Source organism: Streptomyces sp. NL15-2K (assembly GCF_030551255.1).
GTDB lineage: Bacteria > Actinomycetota > Actinomycetes > Streptomycetales > Streptomycetaceae > Streptomyces.
In genome coordinates this window covers 2,914,553-2,931,686 of record NZ_CP130630.1, presented here as the reverse complement: position 1 = coordinate 2,931,686, position 17,134 = coordinate 2,914,553, and the positions used below count along the sequence as shown (strand labels likewise).

The following is a 17,134-nucleotide window of genomic DNA, read 5'->3' as shown; positions in this document are numbered from 1 at the left end:
CGCCGGATCACACAGACGTCCCGTACAAAGGCGTACGGAACACCAGACGGCGCCTGCCCCACAGTCCCCGACCGGACGACCGGGCAGGCGCCGCCGCATGTGTGTGACAGGGTGGGGCCCATGGCCGCGATCAGTCTCAGCAAGGTGGAGGAGACCGCGCCCGCGCTGGTCAGCCTGTACAAGAGCGCCGGGGTGTCCCTCACGAAACACGGGCTGGACGGCCTGCGGGCCGCGGTCTACCTCGTCGTCGACTACTCCGGGTCCATGCGGCCGTACTACAAGGACGGCAGCGTGCAGGAGCTCGCCGACCGGGTGCTCGGACTGTCGGCGCACCTCGACGACGACGGAACCGTGCCGGTGGTGTTCTTCTCGACGGAGGTGGACGCGGTCACCGGCATCTCGCTCGCCGACCACCGGGGCCGGATCGAACGGATCGTGGCCGGCCTCGGGCACATGGGCAAGACCGGCTACCACCTCGCGATGGACGCCGTCATCGACCACTACCTCGACAGCGGTTCCAAGGCCCCCGCCCTCGTCGTCTTCCAGACCGACGGCGGCCCGATCAACAAACTCGCCGCCGAACGGTACCTGTGCAAGGCCGCGAAGCTCCCCCTGTTCTGGCAGTTCATCGGCTTCGGGGATCCGGACAGCCGCCAGTTCGACTTCCTGCGGAAACTGGACGAACTGGCGGTGCCGGACCGGCGGCCGGTGGACAACGCCGGGTTCTTCCACGCCGGTACCGATCCGCGGACGGTGTCCGACGCCGAGCTGTACGACCGACTGGTGGGCGAGTTCCCGAAGTGGCTCGCGGCGGCGCGGGCGCAGGGGATCGTACGGCCCTCCTGACTCACCCGGCGACGCGCTTGAACTGCTCGTCGGTCAGGGCGAGTTCGAGAGCGCCGACGTTCTCCGCCAGGTGGGCGGGGGAGGAGGTGCCCGGGATGGGGATCACGTTCGGGGCGCGGTGCAGCAGCCAGGCCAGGGCGGTCTGTGACCGGGTGGCGCCCAGCTCGTCGGCGACGGCCGCGACGGGGCTGCCGTCGGCCGCGTGCTCGCCCATCGCGATGGGGAAGAACGGCAGGAAGGCGATCCCGCGCTGCGCGGTGTGGTCGATCACCGGGTCGTGGCCGCGCGCGGCCAGGTTGTACATGTTCTGCACGCTCGCTATCGGGGCGATCTCCGAGGCCGCCGTCAGCTCCTCCACCGTCACCTCGGACAGCCCGATGTGCCGGATCCTGCCCTCCTCCTGGAGCTGCTTCAGCGCGCCGATCTGGTCCGCGAGGGGGTAGTCGGGGTCGATGCGGTGGAGCTGGAAGAGGTCGATGCGGTCGGTGCGCAGCCGGCGCAGGCTGAGCTCGGCCTGCTGGCGCAGATAGGCGGGGTGGCCGTGGGTGATCCACTCGGTGGGGCTCGGCCTGAGGACGCCCGCCTTCGTCGCGATCACGATGCCGTCGCGGTAGGGGTGCAGCGCCTCGGCGAGCAACTCCTCGTTGGCGCCGAGGGCGTAGGCGTCGGCGGTGTCGAAGAGACTCACCCCGAGGTCGGCCGCCTCGCGCAGCAGCGCCACCGCCTCGGCGCGGTCGGTGGGCGCCGTCCAGATGGGAGCGGTCATGCCGGAGCGCTCGTGCGGGGCGCCCGCGAGCCGCATCGCGCCGTACCCGATCCGTCGTACTGGAAGGTCCCCACCACGAGGAGCAGGGCCTGCTCGACGCCGGCCGCACCCCGGGCGGACAGCGCGTGTACGCCGCCGACGCGCCCGCGACCGTACGCCGTATCCGCACTCTCCTCGACGCGGGTCTGCCGACGCGTGTGATCCGTGAGGTGCTGGACTGCGTCTGCGGCAGTGCGACCGAGGTCGAGCCCTGCCTGACCCCGATGCTCCTCGACCAGTTGCACGGTATGGAGGAGCGCATCGCCCGCCTGGAGGACTCGCGTCAGTCGCTCGGCCGTCTGCTCGCCCCATTGGCTCAGCCGTAGCGTCCGCCCTGTTGGCGTGACCGCGGAGCCGTGCCAGGCTGAGGGAGATCCGACGGGGAAGGCGACGACGTATGGACGACGGCGCACGATCGGTGAACGTGACGGCGCGTGCCGCCCGCAGGGAACCTCCCGGGAAGGGCGAGAAGCTCGCCGACTGGGCCGACGGACGGCTCGGCCTCTACGCGCTGGCCAAGGCCAACATGCGCAAGGTCTTCCCGGATCACTGGTCCTTCATGCTGGGCGAGGTCGCCCTCTACAGCTTCGTCGTCCTGATCCTGACCGGCGTCTATCTCACCCTGTTCTTCGAGCCGAGCAGCGTCGAGGTCGTCTATCACGGCTCGTACGAGCCCCTCAACGGCGTGATCATGACCAGGGCGTTCGAGTCCACGCTGGACATCAGCTTCGACGTGCGCGGCGGGCTGCTGATCCGGCAGATCCACCACTGGGCCGCCCTGGTGTTCGTCACCGCCATGCTCACGCACATGATGCGGGTGTTCTTCACCGGCGCCTTCCGCAAGCCGCGCGAGGTCAACTGGCTGTTCGGCTGGACCCTGCTGATGCTGGGCATCATCACCGGCCTGACCGGCTACTCCCTGCCCGACGACCTGCTGTCCGGCACCGGCATCCGCTTCGCCCAGGGCGCCATCCTGTCCGTCCCGATCGTGGGGACGTACCTGTCCTTCTTCCTCTTCGGAGGAGAGTTCCCGGGGCACGACATCATCTCGCGGCTCTTCCCGATCCATGTGCTGCTGCTGCCCGGGATCATGCTGGGCCTGGTGGCCGCGCACCTGATCCTGGTCTTCTACCACAAGCACACCCAGTACCCGGGGCCCGGCCGGGGCGAGAAGTCGGTCGTCGGGATGCCCTTCCTGCCGGTCTACATGGCCAAGGCGGGCGGCTTCTTCTTCCTCGTCTTCGGCACCCTGACGCTGATGGGCGGCATCGCCCAGATCAACCCCGTGTGGGCCTTCGGCCCCTACCGGTCCGACCTTGTCACCACCGGCGCCCAGCCCGACTGGTACCTCGGCTTCTCCGAGGGACTGATCCGGGTGATGCCGGGATGGGAGATCAACCTCTGGGGCCACACGCTGGCGCTGGGCGTGTTCATCCCCTTCGCGCTGTTCCCGCTGGTCATGCTCGCCATCGGCGTGTATCCCTTCATCGAGGCATGGATCACCGGCGACAAACGCGAGCACCACATCCTGGACCGGCCGCGCAACGCGCCCGTGCGCACCGGCCTCGGCGTGGCCTGGCTGAGCCTGTACTGCGTGCTGCTGATCGGCGGCGGCAACGACATCGTCGCCACGCATCTGCACCTGTCCATCAACGCGATCACCTGGTTCGTGCGGGTGTCGGTCTTCGTGGTGCCGGTCCTCGCCTTCATCGTGACCAAACGGATCTGTCTGGGCCTGCAGCGCCGGGACCGGGCCAAGGTGCTGCACGGCAGGGAGACGGGCACCATCAAACGGCTGCCGAACGGCGAGTACGTCGAGATCCACGAACCCCTCGCGCAGGAACAGCTGTTCACCCTCACCCAGCACGAGCAGAACCCGCCGTACGAGATCGGGCCGCTCGTCGACGCGGGCGGCGTCCGCCGCCGGGTCAAGCGGTCGCAGCGGCTGCGCGCCCGGCTGTCCCGGGCCATGTTCGGGCCCGACACGCGGATCGAGAAGCCGACGGTGGAGGAGTACCGGGAGCTCACCAGCGGCGATCACGGGCACTGACGACGACGTTCCGGCATTCCCGCGGACTTCCCCAGGCGGAACGCAGGGCGCGGGCCTTGGTCAGCCACAGTGACAGGTCGTACTCCGCCGTGTAGCCGATCGCGCCGTGCAATTGGAGTGCCGTACGGGCGGTGGCGTACGCCGCCTCGCACGCGGCGACCTTGGCGGCGGCCACCTCGGCGGGGCTCATGCTCAGCGCGGCCCCGAAGACCAGGGGACGCGCGAACTCCAGGGCGATCTTCGCGTCGGCCAGCCGGTGCTTGACGGCCTGGAACGAGCCTATGGGCACGCCGAACTGCGAGCGCTGCTTCACGTACGCCACGGTCCTGTCGAGGAGGGCGAGACCCACGCCGAGGGCCTGGGCGGCGGTGGTGAGGCGGGCGGTGGTGAGGGCGTGGGCGACGGGAGGGTGGGGGACGAGGAGTTCGCCGCCGGGTGTGAGGGGGGTGAGGCGGCGGGCGGGGTCGAGACAGCGGCGCACCGGACCGTGGCCGGGGGCGAGGCGCAGGCCGTCGGAGGTCAGGGCGAGGCGCGTGGTCGCCGCGTCGCCGTCCAGGGCGTACGACCCCGAGGGCGCCACTGTCGCCATGGCCTCGCCCGAGGCGAGCGCGGGCAGCAGCCGCTTGGCGGGGCCCGGTTCGGTGAGCAGCGCGGCCGCCGTGACCGTCTCGACCAGCGGTCCCGGTACCGCGTGCCGCCCCAACTCCACGAAGGCGACCGCCAGTTCCACCGGCCGCCGGCCCAGCCCCTCGTACACCTCCGGTACCGCCAGCGCGAACACGCCCGCCTCCGCGATACGGCTCCACAGCGCGCGTCCGCTCGCCTGCTCGCCCCGGCTCCAGTCCCGTACCACCGACGGCGTGTCCGCGGCCGTCAGCATCGCGTCCAGCGAGTCGGCGAACGCGCGCTGCTCGGCGTCGAGGAGGAAACGCATCAGCGGCGCCCCTTCGGCAGGCCGAGCAGCCGCTCGGCGATGATGTCCCGCTGGATCTCGTTCGTGCCCGCGTAGATGGGGCCGGCGAGGGCGAAGACGTACCGCTGCGACCAGTCGGTGTCCGCCGCCTCGCCCTGAGCGCCCAGGAGATCGAGGGCCGTCTCGCTCAGCGCGATGTCGTACTCCGACCAGAAGACCTTGTTCAGGCTGGACTCCGGGCCCAGCAAGGCGCCGTCGAGGAAGCGGGAGGCGGCGGCGTAAGTGAACAGCTGGTAGGCGCGGGCGCCGATCAGGGCGTCGGCCACGCGGTCCTCCGTGTCCTGCGGGCTGCCCTCGGCCCGCCAGAGCCGGAACAGCCGGTCGGCGCCCGCCAGGAAGCGGCCGGGGGAGCGGAGCATCAGCCCGCGCTCGTTGCCCGCCGTGGCCATCGCCACCCGCCAGCCCTGGCCGGGCTCCCCGATCACGTCCTCGTCCGGCACGAACACCTCGTCCAGGAACAGCTCGGCGAAGGCGGGCTTGCCGTCGAGGCGGGCGATCGGGCGGACCGTGACACCTGGGGCACGCAGGTCGAACATCAGATAGGTCAGCCCCTGGTGCGGTTTCGGGGCCCGTGACTCGCTGCGGAACAGGCCGAACGCGCGGTCCGCGAACGCCGCACGCGACGACCAGGTCTTCTGCCCGCTCAAGCGCCAGCCCCCCGGTGCGCGGACGGCCTTCGACCTCAGCGACGCCAGGTCCGAGCCCGCCTCCGGTTCCGACCACGCCTGCGCCCAGATCACCTCACCCCGGGCCATGGGCGGCAGCACGCGCGCCCGCTGCTCCTCGGTGCCGTGGTCGAAGAGGGTCGGCGCGAGCAGGCTGATGCCGTTCTGGCCGACCCGGCCCGGCGCGCCCGCCGCGTAGTACTCCTCCTCGAAGACCAGCCAGCGGAGCAGCCCCGCGTCCCGCCCGCCGTACGCGGCCGGCCAGTTCACCACCGACCAGCGGTCCGCGGCCAGTTCGGCCTCCCACGCGCGGTGCGCCGCGAAACCCTCCTCCGTCTCCAGGGAGGGCAGGGGCACGGCCGGCACATGGGCCTCCAGCCAGGCGCGGGCCTCGGCCCTGAAGGCCTCGTCCTGCGGGGCGAAGGCGAGATCCATCGATGACCATCCTTCCCTAACAAGTGTTTGGTAGGTTAGCGTGGCCCTATGACAGGCGTCGAGAGTCCGGCGTACACACCCGGGCACGGACTGCTCAAAGGACGTACCGCCGTCATCACGGCAGCCGCGGGTGCCGGGATCGGCGGGGCGAGTGCCCGCCGCTTCCTCGAGGAGGGCGCACGCGTGCTGATCAGCGACGCGCACACGCGGCGGCTCAAGGAGTACGAGGCCGAGCTGGGCCGGGACTTCCCGGGCGCGGTGTCGGCACTGCCCTGCGATGTCACCGACGAGACACAGGTGCGGGCGCTGTTCGACACGGCCGTACGCGAGCACGGGCGGCTGGACGTCGTCGTCAACAACGCCGGTCTCGGCGGCACCTCGGCCCTCGTCGACATGACCGACGAACAGTGGTCGCGGGTGCTCGATGTGACGCTGAACGGCACCTTCCGGTGCACGCGGGCCGCACTGCGTCGCATGAAGGAGACCGGCGGCGGCGTGATCGTCAACAACGCCTCCGTCGTCGGCTGGCGCGCCCAGGCCGGGCAGGCGCACTACGCCGCCGCCAAGGCCGGCGTCATGGCGCTGACCCGGTGCGCGGCCGTGGAGGCGGCCGAGTACGGCGTGCGGGTCAACGCGGTGTCGCCCAGCCTCGCCATGCATCCGCACCTGGTGAAGGTGACGAGCCCCGGACTGCTTCAGGAACTCACCGAACGCGAGGCCTTCGGGCGGTACGCCGAGCCGTGGGAGGTGGCCAACGTGATCGTGTTCCTGGCCTCGTCCTACTCCTCGTACATGACGGGTGAGATCGTCTCCGTCAGCAGCCAGCATCCCTAGAAGCAGCCAGCACCCCTACAAGCAGCCCAGCACCCCTAGAAGCAACCAGGACGACAATGGAACCGTGCCGATCAAGAAGAACTCCCAGGTGACCGCCGCGCCCGCCCGCCGTCGCGAACTCCTCTCCACCGCCGCCGAGGTCTTCGCCGAACAGGGCTACAACGCCACCACCGTGCGCAAGATCGCGGACCACGCGGGCATGCTCGCGGGCAGCCTCTACTACCACTTCGACTCCAAGGAGTCGATGCTGGAGGAGATCCTGCGGACCTTCCTCGACGAGCTCTGGGGCGGCTACGACGCCGTCCTGGGCGCCGAGCTGGGCCCGCGCGAGACCCTCGAAGCCCTGGTCACCGAGTCGTTCCGGGAGATCGACCGGCACCGCGCCGCCGTCGCGATCTACCAGAAGGAGAGCAAGCAGCTGGTCGCGCAGGAGCGGTTCGCGTTCCTCGCCGAGTCGCAGCGCAAGTTCGAGAAGGCATGGCTGTCCACGCTGGAGCGCGGAGTCGCCGCCGAGGTGTTCCGGGCCGACCTCGACGTCCGGCTCACCTACCGGTTCGTACGCGACACCGTGTGGGTCGCCGCGTCCTGGTACCGGCCCGGCGGACAGCACAGCCCGGAGGAGATCGCCCGGCAGTACCTGTCGATGGTGCTGGACGGGATCGCCGTACGCGAATAGCCCTTTTACGGGCCCCTTTGTTCACGGGCCCCTTTGTTCACGGGCCCCTTTGTTCACGGGCCCCTTTGTGTGAGGGAGTTGCCATGGCCGAGGCCTACATCGTCGAAGCGGTCCGTACGCCCGTCGGGCGGCGCGGGGGAGGACTCAGCGGGGTCCATCCGGCCGACCTGGGCGCGCATGTGCTCAAGGAGCTGGTCGCGCGGGCCGGCGTCGATCCGGCCGCCGTGGAGGACGTCGTCTTCGGCTGTCTGGACACCGTGGGGCCACAGGCCGGGGACATCGCGCGGACCTGCTGGCTGGCGGCCGGACTGCCCGAGGAGGTGCCGGGCGTGACGGTGGACCGGCAGTGCGGCTCCTCCCAGCAGGCCGTGCACTTCGCGGCGCAGGGCGTGTTGTCCGGGACGCAGGACATGGTGGTCGCCGGGGGCGTGCAGAACATGTCGCAGATCCCGATCGCCTTCGCGACCCGGCAGGCCGCCGAGCCGCTGGGCTTCACGGAGGGGCCCTTCGCGGGCAGCGAGGGCTGGCGGGCGCGCTACGGGGACCGGGCGGTGAACCAGTTCGCCGGCGCAGAGATGATCGCCGCGAAGTGGGGTATCAGCCGGCAGGACCAGGAGGAGTTCGCGCTGCGGTCGCACCGGCGGGCACTGCGGGCGATCGACGAGGGGCGCTTCGAGCGGGAGACCGTGGCTCATGGGCAGGTGGCTGTCGACGAAGGGCCGCGCCGGGACACCTCCCTGGAGAAGATGGCCGGGCTGAAGCCGGTCATCGACGGCGGCACGATCACGGCCGCCTGCTCCTCGCAGGTCTCCGACGGCGCGGCGGCCATGCTGCTGGCCTCGGAGCGGGCGGTGCGCGACCACGGGCTGCGGCCCCGCGCGCGTGTGCACCATCTGTCGGTGCGCGGCGAGGACCCCATCCGCATGCTGACCGCGCCGATACCGGCCACCGCGCACGCCCTGAAGAAGACCGGCCTGTCGATCGACGACATCGACCTCGTCGAGATCAACGAGGCCTTCGCGCCGGTCGTGCTGGCCTGGCTGAAGGAGACGGGAGCGGATCCGGAGAAGGTCAACGTCAACGGGGGCGCGATCGCGCTCGGGCATCCGCTGGGCGCGACGGGTGTGAAGCTGATGACGACCCTGCTGCACGAACTGGAGCGCACCGGCGGCCGGTTCGGACTCCAGACCATGTGCGAGGGCGGCGGGCAGGCGAACGTGACGATCATCGAGAGGCTGTGACAGCGACGACGGCGCGAGCACCCCACTTCGGCGGACGGAGTCCGGCGCAGGCTCCCGAAGCCTGTGAGGCCCCTCAGGGGCCGAGCGGTGCGAGGGGGCCGTTGGGGATGGTGCCCATGTGCGAGGGCGGCGGGCAGGCGAACGTGACGATCATCGAGAGGCTGTGAGCCGCGCTCGTACGTCGTCCGCCTCCTTCATGATCCGCTCCACCAGCTCCGCGCACGACGGCAGGTCGTCGATCACCCCGGCAACCTGCCCGGAGGCCATGACGCCGAGATCCGTACGGCCGTCCACCATTGCCGACTTCAGCAGCATCGGCGTGTTGGCGGCGAGCAGTATCTGGCTCCAGGTCAGGTCCTTGCCGTGCCGCAGCGTGAGCCCATCGCGGACCAGCTGCCGCCAGGTCAGCCCGGACAGCTTCCGGAAGCCGGCCGCCCTGCGGACGGCGTGCACCAGGGCTCGCGCCCGGCTGGAGCTCTCCAACGAGGCCACCAGGTCCGTACGCAGCATCCGGTGCGGCAGCCCGTCGACCGCCCGCGTCACCGTCACGTCCTTCACCGTCGCCGCCAGATACCGCTCCTTCACCGCGTCCGGCACCGTCGAGTCCGAGGTGAGCAGGAACCGCGTGCCCATGGCGACGCCCGCCGCCCCGTAGGCCAGCGCCGCGACCAGGCCCCGCCCGTCGAAGAAGCCGCCCGCCGCCACGACCGGTATCCGCACCGCGTCCACCACCTGCGGCAGCAGCACGGTCGTCGCGACCTCGCCGGTGTGCCCGCCGCCCTCGCCGCCCTGCACGATCACCGCGTCCGCGCCCCACGCCGCGACCTTCTCGGCATGCCGCCGGGCGCCGACGGAGGGGATGACGACGACACCCGCCTCCTTGAGCTCGGTGATCAGCTCGGGGGAGGGCGCGAGGGCGAAGGACGCGACCCGTACCCCCTCCTCGATCATGATCCGCACCCGGTCCCCGGCATCCGCCGCGTCCGCCCGCAGATTCACGCCGAACGGCGCGTCGGTACGGGAGGCGACCTCGCGTATCGCCTCGCGCAGCCGGTCCAGAGGCATCGTGGCGGAGGCCAGGATGCCCAGCGCGCCCGCGTTCGCCGCCGCCGAGACCAGGCGCGGGCCCGCCACCCAGCCCATCCCGGTCTGCACGATCGGGTGGCGGACGCCGACCAGCCGGGTGAGCGCGGTCTCCATCAGTTCGCCTCCATCAGTCCGCCTCCATCAGTCCGCCACCATCCCGCCTCCATCACTCCGCCACCTCACGCGCGCGGGCGTTCTCCGGATCGATCACCTCGCGGATCAGGCGCTGCTCCTCGGCTGTCGGTTCGCGGGTGTACGGCACCTCGTCCGGAACTTCGAGCGTGAATCCCGTCGCCTCCCTGACCTTCTCGACGGTCACCCCGGGATGGAGGGAGGCCAGCCGCATCGCGCGGTCCGGGGTGGCGAAGTCGAAGACGCCGAGGTCGGAGACGACGCGCGGGATGCGGTGATGACGCGCGCCGGCAGCACGGTCGTACCCCACTCCGCACACCATGTCGACCTGCTCGACGAAGACCCGCCGGGAGTGCCTGGGGATCCAGTAACTGGTCGGATGGTTCAGCGTGTTGACCGGTGCCCCGCGCACTCCGAGCAGCTGCCGCTTCGGCCGCGCCCAGTCGCCGATGCAGGAGATGTTCTGGTTGCCGTACCGGTCGATCTGGCTCGCGCCCATCATCACGTGCCGTCGGCCGCCGGTGACCAGGGTGAGGTGCTGCCGGTAGGGCAGCCAGCCCTCGACCGTGCCGTCGACGCCCACCAGCATCGCCTCGCCGTCGGTCAGCAGCAGGTCCGGCGCGAAGGTGTGCCGGGCCAGGCGGGCGCCGATGGACGGGATCAGGCCCATGGGGCTCGCCAGGATCTCCCCGGCGTCACGCCAGGCCTCGGCGCAGGCGATCACGCAGTACTCGGCGCGGGTGACCCCCTTCATGGCGCCTCCCTGATCGCCGACTGGTACGCCTGTTCGTCCCCGCCCAGGAACCGCGCCGCGAACTGAGCCCAGGGCGTGGTCGCGTACCGCTTCTGGAACGCCTCGTCCCGGCCGTACTCCGGCGCGCAGGACGTGAAGTGCGCGCCGTTCGGCGCCTCGACGACACCCGTGACCGTGTGGCGCTTGATCAGCAGGGTCTGCGGCGCGGCCTCCTTCGTCAGCTCCGCCGTGTCCACGATCCGCTCGCAGGAGACGTACGCGGTCTGAGCCGCCTCGCAGAACAGGTCGTCGAAGTACGGGTCCGGGCCCAGATACTGGCCGTTGCCCCGCCGGTCCGCGCGGTTCACATGCACCAGCGCCGCGTCCAGGCGCAGCGCCGGCATGGCCACGAGCGTCTCCCCGTCGTCGTACGGCGAAGTCACCGTCCGCAGGCCCGGGTTGACCCGCATCACATCCGAACCGGTCCCGGCCCGCACGGGCAGGAAGGGCAGCCGGTTCGCGGCCGCGTGCAGGCCCCACATGAACATCGCCTCGTCGATCTCCATCAGCTCGAAGGCCCCCCGCTCGCGCGCCGCGCGGTAGTGCGGTTCGAGCGGGATCGAATCGAGGGTGACGAAGGGCGTGACCAGCCGCCGTATGCGTCCGGCAGCGGCGAGCATGCCGACGTCCGGGCCGCCGTACGACACGACGGTCAGGTCGGTGATCTCCGCCCGGAGCAGCGCTCTGACCAGGGCCATCGGCTTGCGGCGGGAGCCCCAGCCGCCGATGCCGAGGGTCATGCCGCTGTGCAGCCAGGAGACGGCCTCGTCGGCGGTCATCGTCTTGTCAGTCACCCGCACGCTCCCTTCCGAAGCTTTCGCGGACCCGGTCGGCCACGCCGCTGAGGCCGGCCTCGAAGGTGAAGCCCTGCTCGAAGCGGTAGCTGCGGCGCACGTCCACCGGGTCGATGCCGTTGATGGCGGCCTTGGCCAGGCGGACCAACTCCCCGTCCTTGGCGGCGATCTCGCCGGCCAGCTCCAGCGCGGCCGCACGCAGCCCGGCGCGCGGCACCACCCGCCACACCGACCCGTGTCCATGCAGCTCGGCCGCGCTCACCGTGCGGGAGGTGTAGTACAGCGCCCGCATCAGGTGCTGCGGGACCAGCCGGGCCAGATGCGTGGCGGCGCCCAGCGCTCCCCGGTCCAGCTCGGGCAGCCCGAAGGTGGCGTCCTCGCTCGCCACGACCACGTCCGCGTTCCCCACCAGACCGATGCCGCCGCCCAGGCAGAAGCCCTGCACCGCCGCCACCACCGGCACCTCGCAGTCGTACACCGCCGCGAAGGCCTCGAAGCAGCCGCGGTTGGCGCCGACCAGCGCCCCCTGCCCCCGCGCCTGGATCTCCTTGATGTCCACGCCCGCGTTGAACCCCCGCCCCTCGGCGGCCAGCACCACACACCGCACCCCGGCGTCCCGGCCGGCCGCGCGCACGGCGTCGGCCAGCGCGAACCAGCCGTCCACCGGCAGCGCGTTCACCGGAGGGAAGTCGACGGTGACGGCGCACACCCCGGGAGCCGGGGACGAGACGGAAACCCCCTCTTCCGGGGACGAGTTTTCCTGGGACGAGGTGGAGACACCCATGGGCGCATCAGCTACCTTTCCACCAAACGTTTGTTAGGTGGAAGGTAGCAGCGAATGGAGCTGGACGGGAAGGTCGCCGTCGTCACCGGCGGCACCCGCGGGGTCGGAGCCGGGATCGCGCGCTCCCTCGCGCGCGCGGGCGCCCAGGTCGTGATCTGCGCGCGCCGGGCCCCGGAGGTGCCGGTGGACAAGACCGAGTTCATGCCGTTGGACGTACGGGACGCAGGCGCGGTCCGGCGCTTCTTCGACGCTCTTCCCCAGGTCGACGTCCTCGTCAACAACGCGGGCGGCGCCCCCTACCGGCTGCTGGCCGACGCCGACGCCGAGCGACACGCCCGGGTCGTCCAGCTCAACCTCCTCGCACCACTGACGGTCTCCCTCGCCGCGTACGAGCACCTGAAGCGGACCCGGGGCGCCGTCGTGATGATCGGCAGCGTGAGCGGCAGCCGCCCGTCACCCGGGACGGCCGCCTACGGGGCGGCCAAGGCGGGCTTGGAGAACCTCGCCCGCTCGATGGCCGTGGAATGGGCACCGGAGGTCCGCGTCAACACCCTCGTCGTCGGCATGGTCCGCACCGAACTGTCCCACCTCCACTACGGCGACGAGGACGGCATCGACGCCGTCTCCCGCACCGTCCCGCTCGGCCGCCTCGCCGAACCCGCCGACATCGGCGCCGCCGCGGTCTTCCTCGCCTCCGAGGCCGCCGCCTACATCAGCGGGGCGAGCCTGCTCGTACACGGCGGCGGAGAACGGCCCGCGTTCCTGGACGCGGCAACCGCCGACGCCGACCCCAACATGGAGGAGTGAGATGAGCGGAATCTGCGACGGCCGGGTCGTCGTCGTCACCGGCGCGGGACGCGGCCTCGGCCGCGCCCACGCCCTCGCGTTCGCCGCCGAGGGCGCCCGGCTCGTCGTCAACGACCTCGGCGTCGGCCTCGACGGCACACCGGGCGCCGACAGCCCCGCCGGACAGGTGGTGGACACCATCCGCGCGGCGGGCGGACAAGCGGTCGCGCACGGCGGCGACATCGCCACGAGCGAAGGGGCCGCATCCTTGATCCGGACCGCCCTGGAGACCTACGGCCGCCTCGACACCCTCGTCAACAACGCCGGCTTCCTGCGCGACCGAATGCTGGTCAACCTCGACGAGGACGACTGGGACGCCGTACTGCGCGTCCACCTCAAGGGACACTTCCTGCCCCTCAAACACGCCGCCGCACACTGGCGCGCCGAGACCAAGGCGGGGCGCACGCCCGGGGCCCGCATCGTCAACACCAGCAGCGGAGCGGGGCTGCTCGGCTCGGTGGGACAGGGCAACTACAGCGCGGCGAAGGCCGGCATCGTCGGGCTGACGCTGGTGGCGGCGGCCGAACTGGCCCGATACGGCGTCCAGGTCAACGCGATCGCACCCGCGGCCCGCACCCGGATGACGGAACACGCCTTCGCCGACACCATGGCCGCACCCGTCACCGGCTTCGACACCATGGCCCCGGAGAACGTCTCCCCGCTCGTCGTCTGGCTCGGCTCCCCGGCGAGCGCCGGCGTCACCGGGCGGATCTTCGAGGCGGAGGGCGGCCGCATCACGGTCATGGAGGGCTGGCGCCCGGGACCCACGGTCGACAAGGGGGCGCGGTGGGGGCCGGGGGAGGCGGGGGAGGCGGTGCTGAAGCTGTTGGGGGAGGCGGAGGTGCCGGGGGCGGTGTACGGGGCGTAGAGCAGGAACTACGTGTCACAACCACGTGTCACATTCACAGGTCACAACTGCGTGTCACAACTACGTGTCACACTCCAACACCGTCCGGCACAACGCACACCGCGCCCGCATCCGCCCCCGCACCGGCACCCTGATCCGCTGATGACAGGTCGGGCAGGGAAAAGACACGCGGAGCCGGCCGCCGCCGTCGGGGCTGAAGGTATAGGGGACGCCGGGCTGAGGCCCGGGCGCGTGCCGCCGGTCGCGGGCATAGCGCCGCCGCCCCGCCCACCCGGCCGCGGTCAGCGGAGGCTGCTGCTCGTCCTGCCGGGCCCGTGCCATGCCCTTGACGTACGCCGTGTAGGCCTGCGGGCTGGTGAACCACACCGAGGGATCCTCACCGAAGACCAGGGCACGCTTGGCGAGGACGTACCCGAACTCCTCCGGCGTGAGATAGCCCAGCTTCTGGGACGACGCGGCATCCTCCCGGTACGCGTCCAGCAGCAGCCAGCCCGCGCCCAGGTACGTCGTCGCCGTGTCGGTGAGGATCTCGTTGTCCCGGGTGCCCGGGAAGGACAGGTCGAGGCGGTGCAGATAGACGTGCATCACCTCGTGGGCGAGGGCCGCGCCGATGTCCCGTCGATGGGTGCGGAATCGGTCGTTCAGCTCGACGAAGTACTCCGGCCCGGCGGCGAGTTCGACATTCGCCGCATGCGTCATCTCACGGAAGCTGACGACCAGCCGGGCATCCGGCAGCCGGTAGTGCCGCACCAGCTCACGGGCCACCCGCTGCGCCCCCAGATACAGATCATCCGTGTCACAGAACGCCACGTCGACGGGGGCCACACTCGTCGCGAACGTCTGGACGGTGTCGTACGACAACCGTTTGTACAACGCCGTGATCGCGGCCCGCACCGTCTCCAGGTGTGGGTAGCCGTGCTCGACCGGTCCGTCGTTCGCCACGCCCGTACCCCCAAGACGCCGTGAACCCGTCTCCACTCTACGGGGATACGGCCGGATCTTCCCTGGTCGGTCCGGTGCGGACCGCGGTCGCTGCCATACTCCGGACCGTGACCGACGAACAGCACCGCGACCGGGCCGCCGCCGTGCGGGTGAGCGGCCCGGACGAGGCCCTCGAACAGCGACTCGACGACGAACTCACCGCCTTCAACGCCCGCGCGACCGGCGCCGGCACACCCGAGGACTTCACCGTCCGCGTCGAGGACACCGACGGCGAGCTGCTCGGCGGGCTCACGGCGTGGATCTGGGGCGGGTGCTGCGCCGTCGACATGCTGTGGGTACGCGAGGACCAGCGGCACGCGGGCTGGGGGAGCCGGCTGATGCGGGCCGCCGAGGCGGAGGCCGTACGGCGCGGCTGCACCGACATGATCGTCTCCACGTACACCTTCCAGGCCCCGGAGTTCTACCGCAAGCTCGGCTTCCGCGAGACCGGCCGCGCCGGAGGAATCCCCGGCGGACACGAGGACGTGCAGTTCCACAAGGCCATCGGCGCCTGAGCAGGCCCCGGAGCCCGAGGCGAGCCCCGTCGACGCCCCCTCGAACTCCAGCCCCCACACCTCACTGCGCCTCGCCCGCAGCACCGGCCCGGGAACCTACAGCGTCCGCTGCGGGCCGACGGACCGGTAGGCCCACGTCGTAGCCCTCGCCCGCCCCGCCTGCCTGCCCCTGCCGGCCGTCGACCTCGCCGCCTGGCACGGTACGCCTGACACGGCATGGCCGCCGCCGGACCGCACCGCCGTCCGCAGCCCCAGGACCGCTTCCTCCGCTGCGGGCCGACGGGCCGGTAGCGGCCCTCCGTCGAAGCCCTCGCCCGCCCCGCCTGCTTGCCCCTGCCGGCCGTCGACCTCGCCGCCTGGCACGGCACGCCTGGCACGGCATGACCCCCGCCGAAACCGCACCGCCGTCCGCAGCCCCAGTACCACCTCCTCGGCCTCCGCCGCGGCCGCCCGACAGAACCGGAACCGCGGCCGCGACCGAATCGCCCACCGCGGTCGCGGCACGCCGGGTCGGGACGACGACCTGGCCCGTCTCTTCTCTCCCGCCTGTTCACCCACCACCGGTTCGAGCGTGGGGGAGCGTGCCAGGCGTCGCCCGGCAGGCGCCGCTTCCGACACAGGCCACGCCGACCTGGCCCCCGGTCCGCCTCCGCGCCCAGCAGCGCCCCACCATCCTCGGCGGCCGAAGCAACCAGACCCCCGACCCCGACGACCCGCCCCGCGTCGAACGGCACGCGGAGGTGGCCCCGTAGGGTAGGCACCCATGACCACCAGCAACACCGGTAGCAGTGACGTCGACCCGGCCGTCCGCGATGAGCTCGCCCGGCTGCGCGACAGCATCGACAACATCGACGCGGCCGTCGTCCACATGCTCGCCGAGCGCTTCAAATGCACCCAGCAGGTCGGCCACCTCAAGGCCCGGCACCAGCTCCCGCCCGCCGACCCGGCCCGCGAGGCCCGGCAGATCACCCGACTGCGCGCCCTCGCCGAGAACGCCAAACTGGACCCGGCCTTCGCTGAGAAGTTCCTGAACTTCATCATCGGCGAAGTGATCCGGCACCACGAACGCATCGCCGACGACACCGTCAACGGATCCACAAACCTGGCGAATTGACCTCCTCCGACAGCCCGCGCACGTGACACCGACGCCTGCAAGCGGCATGCTGCGCTGTGCACTCCTTGTCAGCTGACGAGCACGCCCCGTCAGCTATTCGGGCATAAGCTGGATCGCCCACGAGGGAGGGACGTCGGGCCATGCCGTCGGATGCCAGGATCCTCATCGTCGACGACCACAAGGACACTCTGTACGCCCTGGAGAGCGCCCTGGCCCCGCTGGGCTACCTGCTGGGCCGCGCCACCAGCGGCGACGAGGCCCTCAAAGAGGTCCTGCGCGGCAAGGTCGGCCTCCTGCTGCTCGACGTACGCATGCCCGGCGTCACCGGCCTCGACGTGGTGCGCTACATGCGCCGTGTCGAACAGACCCAGCACATCCCCGTCATCCTGCTCACCGGCTTCGGCCTCGACCACGACCTGACCGCCACCGCCTTCGGCCTCGGCGTCGCCGACCTCGTCATGAAGCCCATCGACCCCTGGTCCCTGCGCACCAAAGTCCGCTACCTGTTCGACGCCCACCAACGCCACCTCGCCCTCGAACAGGAAGTGCGCGAACTACGCGCCCTGGTCAAGGACCACACCGAACCCGCGGAACCCTCCCCACGCCTCGCCCTGCCCCACCCGGACGCCCGGGTTCCGCCCCAGCGAGCCCAAGAGGCGCACACCGAAGAGCTGGAGCAGGACCGGACATAGGGCA

The 17,134-nt window shown here is 71.3% G+C and carries 20 protein-coding genes; 12 read left to right on the top strand and 8 right to left on the bottom strand.

Annotated features, from left to right (window positions below):
- The first annotated feature begins 120 nt into the window (after positions 1 to 120).
- A complete protein-coding gene (locus tag Q4V64_RS12745) occupies positions 121 to 846 on the top strand; it encodes a VWA domain-containing protein (protein WP_124443031.1) in 726 nt (241 codons plus the stop codon).
- 1 nt (position 847) lies between these two features.
- Here the strand turns inward: Q4V64_RS12745 and Q4V64_RS12740 are convergent, their stop codons facing one another.
- Positions 848 to 1,663 (bottom strand): aldo/keto reductase, encoded by an 816-nt coding sequence (locus Q4V64_RS12740; protein ID WP_253267252.1) that lies wholly within the window; start codon positions 1,661 to 1,663, stop codon positions 848 to 850.
- Positions 1,664 to 1,737: 74 nt separating this feature from the next.
- On the opposite strand from Q4V64_RS12740, the gene Q4V64_RS12735 reads away from it, so the two are divergent.
- The gene (locus Q4V64_RS12735; RefSeq protein ID WP_253267253.1) at positions 1,738 to 1,977 is read left to right on the top strand and encodes a MerR family transcriptional regulator; all 240 of its coding nucleotides are present in this window, start codon (positions 1,738 to 1,740) and stop codon (positions 1,975 to 1,977) included.
- 71 nt (positions 1,978 to 2,048) lie between these two features.
- Complete coding sequence (locus Q4V64_RS12730; protein ID WP_124443034.1) at positions 2,049 to 3,701, top strand: cytochrome bc complex cytochrome b subunit; 1,653 nt, start codon at positions 2,049 to 2,051, stop codon at positions 3,699 to 3,701.
- On the opposite strand, the gene Q4V64_RS12725 is transcribed toward Q4V64_RS12730, so the two are convergent.
- Complete coding sequence (locus tag Q4V64_RS12725; RefSeq protein WP_124443035.1) at positions 3,676 to 4,635, bottom strand: acyl-CoA dehydrogenase family protein; 960 nt, start codon at positions 4,633 to 4,635, stop codon at positions 3,676 to 3,678. The genes Q4V64_RS12730 and Q4V64_RS12725 overlap by 26 nt on opposite strands.
- Complete coding sequence (locus tag Q4V64_RS12720) at positions 4,635 to 5,774, bottom strand: acyl-CoA dehydrogenase family protein (RefSeq protein ID WP_124443036.1); 1,140 nt, start codon at positions 5,772 to 5,774, stop codon at positions 4,635 to 4,637. The genes Q4V64_RS12725 and Q4V64_RS12720 overlap by 1 nt, the downstream gene beginning before the upstream one ends.
- A gap of 48 nt (positions 5,775 to 5,822) precedes the next feature.
- Between Q4V64_RS12720 and Q4V64_RS12715 the strand changes: the two genes are divergently transcribed.
- The 3 genes from Q4V64_RS12715 to Q4V64_RS12705 all read left to right on the top strand — a co-directional run bounded on the left by Q4V64_RS12715 (position 5,823) and on the right by Q4V64_RS12705 (position 8,525).
- Positions 5,823 to 6,608: an SDR family oxidoreductase gene (locus Q4V64_RS12715; protein WP_124443037.1), complete on the top strand. Its 786-nt coding sequence runs from the start codon at positions 5,823 to 5,825 to the stop codon at positions 6,606 to 6,608.
- A 64-nt stretch (positions 6,609 to 6,672) separates the two neighbouring features.
- Positions 6,673 to 7,284, top strand: coding sequence for a TetR/AcrR family transcriptional regulator (locus tag Q4V64_RS12710; RefSeq protein ID WP_124443038.1), 612 nt, complete (start codon positions 6,673 to 6,675; stop codon positions 7,282 to 7,284).
- Between the two features lie 83 nt (positions 7,285 to 7,367).
- On the top strand, positions 7,368 to 8,525 hold the full coding sequence (locus tag Q4V64_RS12705; protein ID WP_124443039.1) for an acetyl-CoA C-acetyltransferase: 1,158 nt from the start codon (positions 7,368 to 7,370) through the stop codon (positions 8,523 to 8,525).
- Positions 8,526 to 8,675: 150 nt separating this feature from the next.
- On the opposite strand, the gene Q4V64_RS12700 is transcribed toward Q4V64_RS12705, so the two are convergent.
- The 4 genes from Q4V64_RS12700 to Q4V64_RS12685 are packed head-to-tail and all read right to left on the bottom strand — an operon-like array spanning position 8,676 to position 12,114.
- Positions 8,676 to 9,725, bottom strand: coding sequence for a nitronate monooxygenase (locus tag Q4V64_RS12700; RefSeq protein ID WP_124443040.1), 1,050 nt, complete (start codon positions 9,723 to 9,725; stop codon positions 8,676 to 8,678).
- Between the two features lie 52 nt (positions 9,726 to 9,777).
- Positions 9,778 to 10,497, bottom strand: a complete 720-nt coding sequence (locus Q4V64_RS12695; protein ID WP_124443041.1) for a CoA-transferase — start codon at positions 10,495 to 10,497, stop codon at positions 9,778 to 9,780.
- Positions 10,494 to 11,330 (bottom strand): CoA-transferase, encoded by an 837-nt coding sequence (locus Q4V64_RS12690; RefSeq protein ID WP_124443042.1) that lies wholly within the window; start codon positions 11,328 to 11,330, stop codon positions 10,494 to 10,496. The genes Q4V64_RS12695 and Q4V64_RS12690 overlap by 4 nt, the downstream gene beginning before the upstream one ends.
- Positions 11,323 to 12,114 carry an enoyl-CoA hydratase family protein gene (locus Q4V64_RS12685; protein WP_124443043.1) on the bottom strand — a complete coding sequence of 264 codons (792 nt, stop codon included), beginning with the start codon at positions 12,112 to 12,114 and terminating at the stop codon, positions 11,323 to 11,325. The genes Q4V64_RS12690 and Q4V64_RS12685 overlap by 8 nt, the downstream gene beginning before the upstream one ends.
- A gap of 54 nt (positions 12,115 to 12,168) precedes the next feature.
- Here Q4V64_RS12685 and Q4V64_RS12680 point away from each other — a divergent pair, with 54 nt between their 5' ends.
- Together Q4V64_RS12680 and Q4V64_RS12675 are read left to right on the top strand one after the other, a co-directional pair.
- Positions 12,169 to 12,921: an SDR family oxidoreductase gene (locus tag Q4V64_RS12680; protein WP_124443044.1), complete on the top strand. Its 753-nt coding sequence runs from the start codon at positions 12,169 to 12,171 to the stop codon at positions 12,919 to 12,921.
- A 1-nt stretch (position 12,922) separates the two neighbouring features.
- Positions 12,923 to 13,828, top strand: a complete 906-nt coding sequence (locus tag Q4V64_RS12675; protein WP_124443045.1) for an SDR family oxidoreductase — start codon at positions 12,923 to 12,925, stop codon at positions 13,826 to 13,828.
- Between the two features lie 60 nt (positions 13,829 to 13,888).
- Here Q4V64_RS12675 and Q4V64_RS12670 read toward each other — a convergent pair whose 3' ends face one another.
- Positions 13,889 to 14,770 carry a hypothetical protein gene (locus tag Q4V64_RS12670; protein WP_124443046.1) on the bottom strand — a complete coding sequence of 294 codons (882 nt, stop codon included), beginning with the start codon at positions 14,768 to 14,770 and terminating at the stop codon, positions 13,889 to 13,891.
- A 107-nt stretch (positions 14,771 to 14,877) separates the two neighbouring features.
- On the opposite strand from Q4V64_RS12670, the gene Q4V64_RS12665 reads away from it, so the two are divergent.
- From Q4V64_RS12665 to Q4V64_RS12650, 4 genes are all read left to right on the top strand, one after another.
- Positions 14,878 to 15,324, top strand: coding sequence for a GNAT family N-acetyltransferase (locus Q4V64_RS12665; RefSeq protein WP_253267242.1), 447 nt, complete (start codon positions 14,878 to 14,880; stop codon positions 15,322 to 15,324).
- 581 nt (positions 15,325 to 15,905) lie between these two features.
- Entirely contained in the window at positions 15,906 to 16,076 is a 171-nt protein-coding gene (locus Q4V64_RS12660) for a hypothetical protein (protein WP_172629431.1), read from the top strand.
- Between the two features lie 11 nt (positions 16,077 to 16,087).
- Entirely contained in the window at positions 16,088 to 16,438 is a 351-nt protein-coding gene (locus Q4V64_RS12655; RefSeq protein WP_124443047.1) for a chorismate mutase, read from the top strand.
- A 140-nt stretch (positions 16,439 to 16,578) separates the two neighbouring features.
- Positions 16,579 to 17,130, top strand: a complete 552-nt coding sequence (locus Q4V64_RS12650) for a response regulator (RefSeq protein WP_124443048.1) — start codon at positions 16,579 to 16,581, stop codon at positions 17,128 to 17,130.
- Positions 17,131 to 17,134 lie beyond the last annotated feature (4 nt).